The following is a 14182-nucleotide window of genomic DNA, read 5'->3' as shown; positions in this document are numbered from 1 at the left end:
ACAACGGAAATAATGAGAAAAATAGTCTTTGCATTGTCGGTTGTACTCACAGTAATGACAGCTTGTGAAGACAATAATGACTCTACCGTCAACGGAAACCGCTCTGCCGTACCCTTTTCCAAAATTCAATTATCGGAAAAAAGTGCCTATGAAGCGGGAGTACCTACAGTAACCACCACTCAAACCTACTCATACAGTCAGGGACAATTGACCGGATTCACTATCGTACAAAGTTATTCGGTTCAAGGCGAACCGATGTGCATTGAAAACGCAGCATCAGTAACTTATAGTGAACATCAGGCTGTAGTAACGGATAATTTCGGCAATGTGTCAGTCTATACCCTGGACGACAAAGGATACGCCACCTCATGTACACGGCAGGAAAACGGTACGATCCGCACTTATACTTTCTCGTATTTCACCGCTCCGGAAGGTAAATATTACCTGAAAAACATAACCGAAAGCATCAATGACGGCGTATACGCATCCATCGACATAGACTACGGCAACTATCAGGCATTGCGCATCCTGCAAAAGACAGATGCTTACGGGCAGGCATATACGGCTACCACTCCGGCAAATGACGGAATAAATAATCTGTCAGGAGTTCCCTGCCTGTTTCTCGCCGAATTATATCCGCTTTCGCTACATACAGCCGCTCTATACGGGAAATTCCTGGGAGAGCCGTTTCCTATTTTAATAGACCGGATTATCCCCGATGGAAATAAAGAGGTCACCAATTATATCTTCTCTTTTGACAAACGCAATCTCATGACTTCCTGCAAAGAAGTCATAAACAGTTACGGCACGGATTATACCCGTACCGTAAGCTATGTAATTGAATAATCATCTGCTAAAGAATTTGCAGAAAAACAGAATGTGATAATCTATGGAATTATTCCAATACGTACCGGTATGACCGCCGGGACGTGTTATAAAATCGTGGTCTATCTTGCACTCCAGCAACCTTTTGTGCAGATTCCTGTTCACATCAAGGAAGAAATCGCTTTCACCGCAATCGACAATCAGAGCCAAATCACCGTTCTTCAGTTCATCAACCTGATTGATTACCGTATGACTATCCCATACCGCTTCATTGGCGGCAAGCTCGCCCAACTGCTTCTTCATTTCCCAGTTATCAGGAAACGGACGGATATCCACTCCGCCACTCATACTTCCCGCCGCACCGAATATGTCGCTGTGGCGGATGGCATTCCACAACGCACCGTGTCCACCCATACTCAAACCGCTGATGGCACGCGCACTCTTCTTGGGAATCGTAGCATAATGCTCATCCGTATACTTCACCAGTTCCGAAGAGATGAAAGTTTCATAACGATAAGCGGAATTCCGGGGACTGTCCCAATACCAACTGTTCTTACCATCGGGACATGCGAATATTACGCCTTTTTCATCGGCAATCCGAGGCAGCTCCGGCTTGACGCCAATCCACGTACGTGCGTTGCCTCCATAACCATGCAACAGATAGATTACCGGACAAGCTTGCGGATTTCCGGCAACAGCCTTATCCGGAAGAATATAAACCACCTTTACCTCCCTGTTCATCGAAGGACTTTTTACAAACACAGTATCTACACGTGCGGCATGTACACTTAAAGCCAGCACTTGCAATAAGAATACGAACAGATAAAGTTTGTTTTTCATGCTATTTTGTTTAATCTTCTTAAGGAACGGCAATATTAATAATAAATATCCGAAAAACATTATCTTTGTACACAAACAATTTGTAACCCAAACATGGAATTTATCATTATTCTATTTCTACTTATCCTGAACGGCATCTTTGCCATGTACGAAATTGCATTAGTATCTTCAAGTAAAGCACGCTTAGAGACTCTTGTAAGCAAAGGAAACAAAAGTGCAAAAGGGGTTTTGAAACAACTGGAAGAGCCCGAAAAATTTCTATCTACCATTCAAATTGGCATTACGCTGATTGGTATCATATCAGGTGCATATGGCGGCGTAGCCATAGCCGATGATGTAACTCCGCTATTTGCCATGATTCCCGGCCTGGAATTGTATGCCAAAGACCTGGCAATGGTTACTACAGTAGCCGTTATCACCTATTTGTCGCTCATTATCGGAGAGCTGGTTCCAAAATCAATGGCGCTGAACAATCCGGAACGCTATGCTACCCTGCTCAGTCCTTTTATGATTATCCTGACAAAAGTATCCTATCCGTTTGTCTGCCTCCTCAGTGCTTCAACCAAACTGACAAACAAGCTTATCGGCATGAAAGACGGGGAAGAACGGCAGATGACACAGGAAGAACTGAAAATGATTTTGCATCAAAGTTCCGAGCAGGGCGTTATCGACAAAGAAGAGACTGAAATGCTGCGTGATGTTTTCCGCTTCTCGGACAAACGTGCCAACGACCTGATGACGCACCGCCGCGATGTAATCGTGTTGCACCCCTCCGACACGCAAGAAGAAGTGCTTCGGATTATCCAGGAAGAGCACTTCAGCAAATATCTGTTGGTGGAAAACGGCAAGGACGAAATCATAGGTGTTGTTTCTGTAAAAGATATTATCCTGATGCTGGGTGGTGAGCAACCGTTCAATCTTCGCACAATTGCACGTCCGCCCTTGTTTATTCCCGAAAGTTTGTATGCTAAAAAGGTTTTAGAGCTATTTAAGAAGAACAAAAACAAGTTCGGAGTTGTTGTAGACGAGTATGGCAATACAGAAGGCATTATCACTCTGCACGATTTGACGGAAAGTATCTTCGGTGATATTCTGGAAGAGAACGAAACGGAAGAAGAGGAAATAGTGACCAGAGCCGACGGTTCCATGCTGGTAGAAGCTTCGATGAATATAGATGACTTTATGGAAGCAATGGGGATATTGAATTATGATGACCTGAAGGAAGAGGACTTTACCACTTTAAGCGGACTCGCCATGTTCCTTATAGGACGCATCCCGAAAGCCGGTGACATTTTCAGCTACAGAAACCTGGAGTTTGAAATAATGGATATGGACCGCGGCAGAGTAGACAAACTGCTCGTTATTAAACGGAATGATGAAGAATAACGCCACCGGCGTCTCTTTATATTAATTTAAACCATTAAAGCAATGAAAAAAGTAATGATGATTGCAGCGATTGCCGCTGCATTGGTATCCTGCCAATCAAAAGGAAATCAAAACAACAACACCATGGACGAAGGCGTAATGACTGTTGCCGGCAACGATTCTTCCGCAGTAGCCGTTTATGAAGGCATACTTCCAGCTGCCGACGGTCCGGGTATCCAGTATGTGCTGAGTGTAGACAGTGTAGGCCCTAACGGTGAAAGCGGCTATACATTGGTCACAACTTATCTGGATGCGGAAGGACAGGGAAAAAACACCTCCTTTACCTCCAAAGGGAAACGTCAGATTATTCAGAAAGACGTTAACAATAATAAGAAAACCGCCTATAAGCTGACTCCCGACAACGGTGACTCCCCCGTGTATTTCGTGGTTGTAAACGATACGACATTAAGACTGGTAAACGATAGCCTGCAAGAGGCTGTAAGCGATTTGAATTATGATATTATTCAGGTGAAGTAAACAGTCGCTACTGAACATAAAAAATTGCTACCCGGTATATTCCCAATATAAGGATTTACTGAGTAGCATTTTTTCTTTCAAATGAAATCTGCCTTCACTATTTCCTCATATTACTGGGAGAATTTAGTCTGGGCAGAAATACAATATATAACATCATTAAGATTGTATTTTTACACCAAAAGCACAATATATCAGATACAACACACAAAGTAGAATTACCGATAAACCTGCAGTAACCCCAGCAAAATCCAACGCCATTCCAAGAAGAGGAGTCACAACTCCGCCACCGGCAACAGCCGTTATCATCAAACCGGAAATCTGATTCATTTTAGTAGGAAACTCTTGAAAAGACAATGAATAGATTATGGAGAAAACAGATGCTGAAAAAAGTCCGACACCTCCAATACAAATCAAATTCAATATTGCGTGTCCATCTATAAACATGAGTAATAACAAAACTAAAGCACATGCCAGAATGTTCATCCGAAAATAACGTAAAGCCGAAATCTTTGTTAAGAGAAAAACTCCCAAAAATGCACCGATCGTCCTGCTTAGAAAATAAACTTGCGGTGCGAACTTTACTTCATCAGGAGTCCATTCGTAACGCAAAGTCATCAACTTCGAGCTAATATAATTGGTTGCAACATCCACCCCTACCATGAAAAAAATACCTAAAAACAATACCAAAAGTGTTTTGTTTTTCAATAGCGCAAAAGATTTACCCAATGATACTGATTCGCCTGAGGATGTTTCACGTTGAATGGGCGTCGCTGCCAGCCATAATCCAAAGAATAAAGTTATTCCACCCAACATAGGAAAGCAATAATACCAATGTTCATTACCAAAATGTAATGTAGCAAACAATACTATTTCAGGGCCGACCAACGAAGAAATTGCTTTTATAACCTGCCCTGCAGTCAAGCTACTTGTCAGCATACGTTGATCGGTTATAACATTGCCAAGCAAAGGATTCAAGGATATTTGCAGGATAGCATTTCCTATACCTAACAGAATATAAGCAACGATACAAGTCGCGCTACTGTATATCACAAGCGGCAGAAACATTCCGGCTATTGTCACTGCCATACTCAACAGCACCGTATTCTTACGTCCCCACTGGTTCATCTTATTTCCAATCGGAATTCCCAAAAAGAGAAACCAAATAAATACCATAGAAGGTACAAATCCAGTCATCGTAGAAGACCAGCCAAAACTAGTTTGCATATAATCAGAAGATATGCCCACTATGTCACAAAAGCCCATTACAAAAAATGCAGCTAAAACAGGGATTATTTTCTTTTTAGAATTTGAAGCCATATATAATTAAAACCTTATTACCAATTATCTGTACGGAACGAAGAGGCGGGCAAACCTTCTGTATTATATAATGCCCCATCCACATAATTTGAAAAGCCATAACGTACTGCCACCGGCTTGGCAACTTCAGTACTCCAAACCTCAAGTCCTTCGTTTCCCCAAAAAGCCGGAGTAATCCTGACTTTAGCTGGATAAAAAACTTTATCTTCACCTGCAACCTCAAACCCCAATGGTTGTTTTCCCATAAAAGACAGACCGTTCGGAGCAAAATCAAACTTTAAAAAAGCATGGCCGTCGCGTATTTCCATCGAACGAAACTCCGGTCCCCTACATCCAAAAGCCGAATAACCATAAACCTTGTTCAATGCCCAATAAGCAAGCCTTTCTCCAACCACTTCTTTACGCGCCGGATGAATAATATCCGCCTCCCCGACATCCAAAGTCACTACCATGCCCACATTGGGAATTATCCTCATACAATCCAATTGGACTTCTCTAAATATAGCAGAATTAACTTTTTGATGATTATAGGGAGCTATTTGAACATAATAAAAAGGTAGATTATCATCTGCAAAATATCTGCGCCATGTACGTACCAACTCCGGGAATAACATTCGATACTGCTCCGGGCGCTCTACATTCGATTCTCCTTGATACCAAATCACTCCTTTCACCGTCAGCGGCAACATGGGGGCCAACATCTTATTATAAAGAACCGTCGGTTCAAATGCATACCATATAGGATCTATTTTCTTCCGCTCCAGATTCAAATCAAATCCACCAAACCTTTTCAATGTCTCGTAGTCCAGCCAAGCTTCCGCAGACGATCCTCCATGTGCAGATTGTACCAATCCAATAGGTATATCAGTCAACTCATGCAATTTTTCCCCAAATATATAACCTACTACACTAAATTCTTTCACATTGTCTGGACTTGCAGAAGTCCATTTTCCATCAATCGTCAAAGTATCAGAAGCAGAAATAGCATATCCGTTATTAACTCTAAACAAGCGTATCCCCTTATGCTTACAGCGCAACAGTATTTTCTGGGCATCTTGCACCGGCTGGTCCGGATTCCCATGGAAATTCATCTGCATATTACTTTGCCCACCAACAAACCAGACATCACCAATAAGAATATCAGAAAGCAAAACCGAATCTTGGGCAGAGCAGATAGATACGGTATAAGGCGTATAACCGGCTGACGGGGTTTTCACTTTTACTTCCCAACGTCCTTTCTCATTCACCTTACTTTCAAGCATTTTATTATCCCAACCGAAAAAAATCTTCACTTTTTTGTTTGGTTCGCCCCACCCCCAAAATATAACATCTGCATTTTGCTGTAATACCATACCTGAAGCAAATATCGGAGACAGCCTTAACGAGTTCTGCGCACTCATAAAGAGCGCACAGAAATAGAAAAGCAAAGAAATCAGATAAAACTTCTTACTCATAACTGATCATTTATTAGTTTTAAAACCCAAGTATTTAAGTTTACCCCATGACTTATTGGGCATATTTCCTAACCACAAATCCAGAGTCCCTCCTTTTGCAAAGTCCACATGGTCAAGTTGTGCATAAATCCAGTCCGTACCATTCAACTCAGCTTTCTGGATATAACAATTATCGGCAGAATTATTATGTACATTAATTACAAACTCATCACCTGAATAATAATCTTTATTCAGCTTCATCGTAATCTTGTCAAATATAGGGGAAGTTATATCATAATAGGGAATATCGTACTCTGTCCCAGTAACACTAAACAACCCCAATGACATTAATGCACTTACAGCTCCCATCTGTCCTTCATCTTCATCATGCCCTCCATATCCTTTATCCGGAGTGATGCCACCATAGGCATGTTCCTTAACCTGACGTACCCAATATTGGGTCAACCATGGCTGTCCGCCATAAGTAAACAAATGCGCATTAGAGCACCCCGGTTGGTTAGCATAGCTTACATATCCTCCACTATAAGCATGTACAAAATCAGTCGGACGCGCTTGTTCAAACGCATAATTTAGTTTTTTGCAAAACGCGTCTCCACCTCCCATTAATTCAACCAGTTTGGGTAAATCATGGGAAACCGACCACGTGGCCTGCCATGCGTTAGCTTCAACCCATCCTTGCCCGTTCAATGGATCGGTATGCAACCATTCTCCATTTTCCTTTTTGGGAAGAATCAATCCTATATTTTTATTAAATAACGGAGTCCAGGCATGAGAACGTTTCTCATATAATGCCGCATCAGATTTCTTTCCCATACGCAATGCCATACGGCTTAATCCCCAATCTTGGAAAGCCCATTCCAATGTTTTACCCGCATTGCCGGGACAATATCCTTTTTTAACATAAAATTTCAAGTCATCTGCGCTTTCATAACTCATCATTCCTCCCGGAGCATGGTTACGTTTAATTGCTTCATATGCATGAGAAGGCTTGGTTTTCTTCATCAGGTCTTTCATATATGTACTTACCAGCATGTTTGTAGCCGGACATCCTGTCATAATGAATGAATATCCCCCTGAACAGGCTCCACGAGGCAACAAGACTCCATTGTCCGCATATTGTATCAAGCAAGCACTCAAATCATCCAGAACCTCCGGCCAAGCCAATCCCCATAATATATTCAAATTCCATTGTGTCAGCCACAGACCATCAAAGCCGTACATATTGAACGTTGGCCTTCCGGTCTTATCCATTGGAACACGACGTATTTTCATCGGTGCTACAGTACGTTTGTTTACATACGGACCTGCCGTATAATCAGGATAATAACCATTAACATCAGTAATTTTATGACGTCCCAAAAGGGCATGCCACAAATCTGTATAGAATTTTATGTGCTGTGCTTGACTTCCACCTTCTACCGCAATACGGCCAAACATTTCATTCCATATATCACGCGTATCTTTGCGTATTTTTTCAAAATCCCAATGCGATAATTCTGTATTCAAGTTCTCAATGGCATTATCCACAGTCGTATATGAAAGTGCTATTTTGAACAACACCTCACTTCCTTCCAATTCTCCAAAATCAAGGACCATACCTGCATTATTACCGGAAATAGCCTCTACATCCGGATTGATTCCTTTCTCACTCCATCCATCTATTTTCTTTATCGGAACACTACAATCAAGGACAAAACAAAGTTTAAGGCTGTCTGGCCCTCCCCAAAAACGTTCGGTCGTCATAAATTCACCTACAATACGCTTATCACTAATACGCAATAACGCCCCTTTATCCATAGAACAATTACCTAATACACTACCTATATCTACCAGTAGTTTGGCATTCTTGTCAGATGTATAATTCAAACGATAAAATGTCACCCTATCAGTTGCCGTATATTCCACCCACGTCTTATATCTGTCAAGAAACAGACGATGATACCCCGGCTGAATAATTTCACTTTCATGCTTGAATTCCGATTTCCATCCATCCATTCCTTGAGTCGGATTTACTCCACCGGATACCGGCATTATATTCGGTCCGGACACCATCCACTCATTAACTTGAGAGAAACCTAAGACCTCATTAAAGTTATAATTATATCCGCCGCCACCTTGGTTTTTGTTGCGGGTAAAAGCATGCGCTGCCACCATTCCAAAAGGACGAGCTGCCGGAGTGCAATAGAACCAGCGCCCTCTTGTCGTTTCAATATAAGGATCTACCCATTCTACATATTCTGTATTCTCGCCACGAGTTCGGAATACTTCTATTTCGGATAAACCTATATTTTTTCCTGCGCCATCAGTTGCCTCAAAACGAACCCATTTTATTTTCTTAGATGGAAAACAAACTTCTTTAGGACTTCCATCATTAGGGATTGCCGTAACACTAACTTTTGATCCATCACTAAAGTGCAATGTTCCCCCGGCAAGATACTCCAACTCCGATACTCTGTCATATAGTACTATCCGGTCAACATCTATTTCATTATCCCAGTCCAATTGAGCCCATGGTAAGTGCATAACTCCCCATGAGGTCACACTTCCTTTGCATGCCCACTCTCCCTCATTAGCATACATAACCTTACCATCCACCAAATTACGCGCTTCGAATCCGATTCCCAATATATCCGAAACTGAAACTTTTGCCTGAGGAGCTACATTATCTTGACCAGCAAACATTGCCAAGGGTATTATGCTCCCTATCAATGAGGTCACTATCTTTCTTAAAGCTATTTTTGTCATACCTATTATCTCTTTTATTTTACAATTTTCTCAACCGGCACCCATATAAAACGAGGCTGATACAAAGAAGCCTTCTCAAACAATTTCGTCATGCTATATGTATTTACATTATAACACATTAAAACCTTACCGTCTTTTCTATATTGAGGATGTACCATTGCATTATAGGTCATCATACTGTCTACCTCAAAGCCACTCTCCTCCACCTTATAAAGCAGTTTTTCATTACTAAATGGTCCTTCCGGCTTGTCTGCAATAAAGGAATAGATATCTTTCACATTCCCCGAACGGTCTTGTGATACCAGTGCTATCTTTTCTTCCAGTTCTACAACATTAAACTGCTCGGAAACACTTTTCGTAATCCCTGCTATTCTTTGTGATTTTCGGGCATCAGTCTGCCATTCGGCTCCGTCCCAATAAGAAAAGTCCACCAATTTATCATTTATCAGCTTTGCTTTTGATACGTGTACTTCTGCCATCCCCATAGCATCAGCCCTTGTTCCATATACATATATTTCTCCTCTATATGGAAGTACTGCATGCCCGTAATGTACATTGTTTTCATTGGCAGCCTTGAAGTTTTCCTTATCAATAATCTTCATCGTTTCCACATCCAAACGGAAATAATCACAGCACAGATATTCGAAGCCGAAAGACCCTTCTCCGACTTTATGGAACTTAGACATAAATAAATGAAGAATTCCGTTTTCTACAAATCCATGACCGGGCCAGTACCAAACCGGACTCTTCCCATCTTGATCTGCCTCAATGAATGCCAATGGATTTTCTTTTGTTCCACTATATAAAGTTTTCAGTTGTCCATTCTTTTCAATAATTGTAAATGTATTGCCTATTACAAATTTTGTGTCTTTTGCCCGCTTGTCGTTTATAACATCACCAAAGAAAGAATCCCCCCACATAAACAAACTACGCCCGTCTTTCAAGTCGATTGATATACTTCCGTCCCCTCCTGTGATTCCCCCACCTAATCCGGGCATTAACCTCTCACAAAAAGCAGAATCAAACTCAACGACCGGATCCACAACTTTCTGTTCGAAATTTCCCCGGCAAGCCGCTAATGAAAACAGCAAAGAAAAAATCATTATCTTTTTCATGGTACTTCTTTTGGACAAGTCGGAGATTGAAAATAATCTCCGACTTATAATTCTAATTAATACTATTGATTATATCCCTCATTTTGAGTTATTTGTCCTTGTAACAAATCTCTCTCACGCTGCGGAATAGGGAACTTTACATGATAAAGTTGCGGGGTTGCATCCGGTTTGGCAGCTTTGATGATATCCACAAACTCCTGTGGTGTACACATTCTTGTCAAGTCGAACCAACGATGTCCTTCCATTACAAACTCATGACGATATTCTTCAAGCACTATTTTTTTGAACCCCTCGTAATCTGTCGGTAAATTGTCAGAAGCCAATCCAGCCCTGTCTCTCACTTTCTTTATAGCTTTCACTGCATCCGGCGTTGGCCCTTGATTAATCGCATTCAGTGCCTCAGCCTTAATCAGATACATCTCTGCTGTACGGATAGCTGGGAAAATTGCATCTGTACTATTTCCTTTAGGCTCAGCCTCTTGATCCCAGTACTTAAATACATAAGGTTCTGCAAACTGTTTAATGGTCCCATCTTGATAAGTAACACTACGTTTTAAGACTACAGGCAAACGTGCATCATTAGCATTAAAGCTGCTATATAAATTTTCCGTTGCACTTTCCCAACCTTGTGCATTATCCACTCCATCCATATTAGGAAGCAATCGAACCAAGAATTGAGCTCCAGCCCAACCATCACTCAATGAAGCGCTAAAATTTGCTCCCCATATAATTTCACTATTAAAACGATTACTAATCTTGAACAGATCTGCATAATTTTCCAACATTGGGAATTTGGGTATTACAGCATCTGCTTTTTTAACGGCAAGTTCATAATACTCAGTATCATTGTGCTCAGCTGCATAAGTCAAATAGACTCGTGCCAATAATGCCGACGCAGACTCCGGATAAGGTCTTCCACCGCCATATCTTGGTGAATACTTCAAATCAGTTTCAGCTGTTATCAAATCCTCAAAGATCAATTTATAAATCTCGTCTTTGGATACCCGGACCATCGATCCTTCGTCCGCACTCTCCAAGTTATGTTCTCGTAGAGGAACATCACCGAACATACGAATCAAATCGAAATACATCATTCCTCTAAAGAATTTTGCCTCTGCTATCAAATGCTTCTTCAAAATATCGTCCATATCAATAGCCGGAACTTTATCTATCACCACATTACAACATTTAATGGTCTGATAGAAATCTCGCCAAAGCAACTCAACCGGTTCATTGTATTGGTCTATCTGCATGTTGTCAACAGACGTGTATTGAATATTTGCCTGCTGGCTGTTTGCATTATCAGAAAACAAATCCTGAAGAACCCAATAATCATTATAAAAGACTCCACCATAGTTTTTGTCCCACAAACCACCTGGAGAATACCCCATAATCAAATAATTATAAATCGCATTGGTAGCAGAAATAGCATGCTGTTCTGTCCGATAATAACTTTCAGTCGTAATTTGTCCTTTGGGAACTTCATCCAAAAATCCTGAGCATGAACAGAATGTAAAAGTTCCACAAAATAAAACTGCTAATATATATTTTTTCATAATAAAATTTCAGTTAAAAATTCATTCTTAAACCAAATTCATAAGATTTAGACATCGGATAAGAACCATAGTCTGCACCCATTGAAAGATTATTGTTCGCAAAACGGCTCACCTCAGGATCATATCCTGAATAGTCAGTGAATGTATGTATATTTTTTAGTCCTGCAAAAATAGTCAATCCCTCACAATAGAATTTCTTTATGATATTTGCCGGGAAAGTATAACTCAACGTAATATCCTTTATTCTTAGATAGGAACCATCCTCTACATAATGATCTGACAAAATATTCCCCGCAGTTTTGGTTGTTGCACGAGGATATAAGTTTGTCGGATTATCAGGGGTCCAACGATTCAAAGCTGCAGTAGAGTTATTCTTGTATCCATCGAAACTCTCCAAAGAAAACTTATTGAAGTTAACAATCTCATTCCCCACAGCTCCTTGCAAATAGACAGTCAATCCTAATGAAGAGTTATTTCTCAATTTAAAATTGAATGTATTATTAAAGCCAAAAGTAAAGTCAGGATTGGCATTTCCCAGAATGAACAAATCTTCCTCATTAATAACATTGTCATCATTTTTATTTACATACTTACGATCACCATGACGTAATGTTTTTCCTGCAAAAAATGGGATTCCGGATAAATCCTCGCCTAATTGAGCAATGCCATCGGTTTTATAACCGTAAATAGTTCCAATAGGTTGGCCTTCGGTTATTTCAGTCCAATAAGTGATACCCAAAATGGAATTACCTCTAAGATTTTCCTGACTTCCCGCTAAATTGGTGATTTCATTTTTATTGTATCCAAGTGTAAAATCCATATTCCAACTGAACTTACCAGCAAACGGAACTGCACCCAATGTCACTTCAAAACCTTGATTCATTAAATTACCTACATTGCTCACTACAGAATCATAACCGGTATTAAAAGCAACCGGCATGGTCAGCAACAAATCACGAGTTTTTTTATAATAGTAGTCTGCAGTAAATGTCAGTCGGTTTTTAAATAACCCCAAATCAATACCCACATTAACTTGAGAAGTCGTTTCCCATTTCAAATCTTGATTGCTTAATGTAAAAGGAGTAAGCCCCTTTACTATTTCAGTATTGCCAAAATAAGCCTCTGCATTATACATCAAACCTTGCGAGCTATAAGGGGGGATACCTTCATTACCTACAATACCATAACTTGCTCTTAATTTTAAATTAGAAACAGCTTTCATTTCTTTCATAAAGTTCTCCTCTGAAATTCTCCATGCGCCAGCAACGGAGGGGAAAAAGCCATACTTATTGCCTTTACCAAATTTGGAAGAACCGTCAACACGTCCGGTCAAAGTTAACAAGTAACGTCCTTTATAACCATAGTTGATACGGGCCAAGTAAGAAAGCATTTGCCATTCTGCAATTCCTGAATTTGCCGCTTGGCGCAATGCACCTGATTGGATAGAATTGAACCCTAAAAACCCATCTTCAAAATCAGCTGTTGAAACAGACGAATTTTCGGAAACGAATGCTTGGGCCGTCATACCACCCAATACGCCTAGTGTGTGATCACCAAAAGTCTGATTATAGTTAATCGTATTTTCCCACACCCAATTGTAGCCATCACGATTTCCTATATTCGCATAGCCACCATTCGATTCTGCGCGCTTCAGTTCTCCGGCTCCAAAAGATTGGTCCTTGATATAAAAATAATCTACACCGATACTAGTCTTGAATGTTAGATCCTTAATCGGCATATATTCCAAGAATGCGTTTGCCAATGTACGGAAAGATGTATTTCTATTTTTTGCCTCTAAAGCATCTTGGACCGGATTACCTACATTGGGAGATTTCATGTTATTTTCATACGTATAATTTCCCTCAGAATCTCTTACAGGAAGTCCCGGATTCATTTCAAGCGCCCAAGAGGTTACGCTAGAAGCAAAGCCTCCTTCTGCATTAGTAACTACACCGTTCGAACGACTATAACTCAAGTTGGTTGATATACCGGCTTTTAACCATTTATTGATTTGTTGGTTCAAATTCACACGGAAACTTCCCTTACCGAAATCCGATCCTATGATAATACCATCTTGCAACAACAAATTACCAGAAATAAAATAAGTCGTTTTATCATTACCGCCCGAAACTGAAATATCATAATTCTGCATCGGAGCTGTACGGAATATTTCATCTTGCCAATCTGTATTGATTTTCGACAGATTATTCAAACCGGCAAAAACAGGATTACGTTCTACTCCATCGTTATCGGCTACCTCATTTACTAATTCCGCCAGTTGAACAGAGTTCAACATATCCATCTTCTTTGTCACTTGTTGCAAAGTAAACTTTGCACCAATAGAAACTTTCGGCTTACCGCTCTTACCCTGCTTCGTAGTTACCAATACAACACCATTTGCTCCGCGCGCACCATAAATGGATGTAGC

At 40.6% G+C, this 14182-nt stretch carries 10 protein-coding genes; 3 read left to right on the top strand and 7 right to left on the bottom strand.

Annotated elements, in window-relative coordinates; all coding sequences use genetic code 11:
* Positions 1-12 precede the first annotated feature (12 nt).
* Positions 13-846: a DUF4595 domain-containing protein gene (locus AB5903_RS03975; protein WP_117986154.1), complete on the top strand. Its 834-nt coding sequence runs from the start codon at positions 13-15 to the stop codon at positions 844-846.
* On the opposite strand, the gene AB5903_RS03970 is transcribed toward AB5903_RS03975, so the two are convergent.
* Positions 847-1665: an alpha/beta hydrolase family protein gene (locus AB5903_RS03970; protein ID WP_195658128.1), complete on the bottom strand. Its 819-nt coding sequence runs from the start codon at positions 1663-1665 to the stop codon at positions 847-849.
* Positions 1666-1758: 93 nt separating this feature from the next.
* Here AB5903_RS03970 and AB5903_RS03965 point away from each other — a divergent pair, with 93 nt between their 5' ends.
* Complete coding sequence (locus AB5903_RS03965; protein ID WP_022103755.1) at positions 1759-3051, top strand: hemolysin family protein; 1293 nt, start codon at positions 1759-1761, stop codon at positions 3049-3051.
* Positions 3052-3093: 42 nt separating this feature from the next.
* A complete protein-coding gene (locus AB5903_RS03960) occupies positions 3094-3567 on the top strand; it encodes a copper resistance protein NlpE N-terminal domain-containing protein (RefSeq protein ID WP_368117659.1) in 474 nt (157 codons plus the stop codon).
* A gap of 156 nt (positions 3568-3723) precedes the next feature.
* Here the strand turns inward: AB5903_RS03960 and AB5903_RS03955 are convergent, their stop codons facing one another.
* From AB5903_RS03955 to AB5903_RS03930, 6 genes are all read right to left on the bottom strand, one after another.
* A complete protein-coding gene (locus AB5903_RS03955; protein WP_004292548.1) occupies positions 3724-4884 on the bottom strand; it encodes a sugar MFS transporter in 1161 nt (386 codons plus the stop codon).
* Between the two features lie 17 nt (positions 4885-4901).
* Positions 4902-6338, bottom strand: coding sequence for a sialate O-acetylesterase (locus AB5903_RS03950; protein ID WP_217733125.1), 1437 nt, complete (start codon positions 6336-6338; stop codon positions 4902-4904).
* Between the two features lie 6 nt (positions 6339-6344).
* Complete coding sequence (locus tag AB5903_RS03945; RefSeq protein WP_368117658.1) at positions 6345-9083, bottom strand: GH92 family glycosyl hydrolase; 2739 nt, start codon at positions 9081-9083, stop codon at positions 6345-6347.
* A 14-nt stretch (positions 9084-9097) separates the two neighbouring features.
* On the bottom strand, positions 9098-10198 hold the full coding sequence (locus AB5903_RS03940; RefSeq protein ID WP_217733123.1) for a DUF4185 domain-containing protein: 1101 nt from the start codon (positions 10196-10198) through the stop codon (positions 9098-9100).
* A gap of 62 nt (positions 10199-10260) precedes the next feature.
* Positions 10261-11754, bottom strand: a complete 1494-nt coding sequence (locus AB5903_RS03935; protein WP_217733122.1) for a RagB/SusD family nutrient uptake outer membrane protein — start codon at positions 11752-11754, stop codon at positions 10261-10263.
* Between the two features lie 13 nt (positions 11755-11767).
* A partial coding sequence (locus AB5903_RS03930) for a SusC/RagA family TonB-linked outer membrane protein (protein ID WP_368117657.1) occupies positions 11768-14182 on the bottom strand: 2415 nt, incomplete at its 5' end.

Source organism: Bacteroides sp. 2201st1_D9_2201SCRN_220225 (assembly GCF_040928965.1).
Lineage (GTDB): Bacteria > Bacteroidota > Bacteroidia > Bacteroidales > Bacteroidaceae > Bacteroides > Bacteroides stercoris.
The sequence above is the reverse complement of the archived record's forward strand: the minus strand, read 5'-3'. Positions and strand labels throughout refer to the sequence as shown.

Bases quoted from the DNA above. Each gene is read 5' to 3' on its own strand.
- AB5903_RS03960 (WP_368117659.1), top strand. From the start codon at position 3,094: ATGAAAAAAGTAATGATGATTGCAGCGATTGCCGCTGCATTGGTATCC.
- AB5903_RS03940 (WP_217733123.1), bottom strand. From the start codon at position 10,198: ATGAAAAAGATAATGATTTTTTCTTTGCTGTTTTCATTAGCGGCTTGC.
- AB5903_RS03950 (WP_217733125.1), bottom strand. From the start codon at position 6,338: ATGAGTAAGAAGTTTTATCTGATTTCTTTGCTTTTCTATTTCTGTGCG.
- AB5903_RS03955 (WP_004292548.1), bottom strand. From the start codon at position 4,884: ATGGCTTCAAATTCTAAAAAGAAAATAATCCCTGTTTTAGCTGCATTT.
- AB5903_RS03970 (WP_195658128.1), bottom strand. From the start codon at position 1,665: ATGAAAAACAAACTTTATCTGTTCGTATTCTTATTGCAAGTGCTGGCT.
- AB5903_RS03945 (WP_368117658.1), bottom strand. From the start codon at position 9,083: ATGACAAAAATAGCTTTAAGAAAGATAGTGACCTCATTGATAGGGAGC.
- AB5903_RS03965 (WP_022103755.1), top strand. From the start codon at position 1,759: ATGGAATTTATCATTATTCTATTTCTACTTATCCTGAACGGCATCTTT.
- AB5903_RS03975 (WP_117986154.1), top strand. From the start codon at position 13: ATGAGAAAAATAGTCTTTGCATTGTCGGTTGTACTCACAGTAATGACA.
- AB5903_RS03935 (WP_217733122.1), bottom strand. From the start codon at position 11,754: ATGAAAAAATATATATTAGCAGTTTTATTTTGTGGAACTTTTACATTC.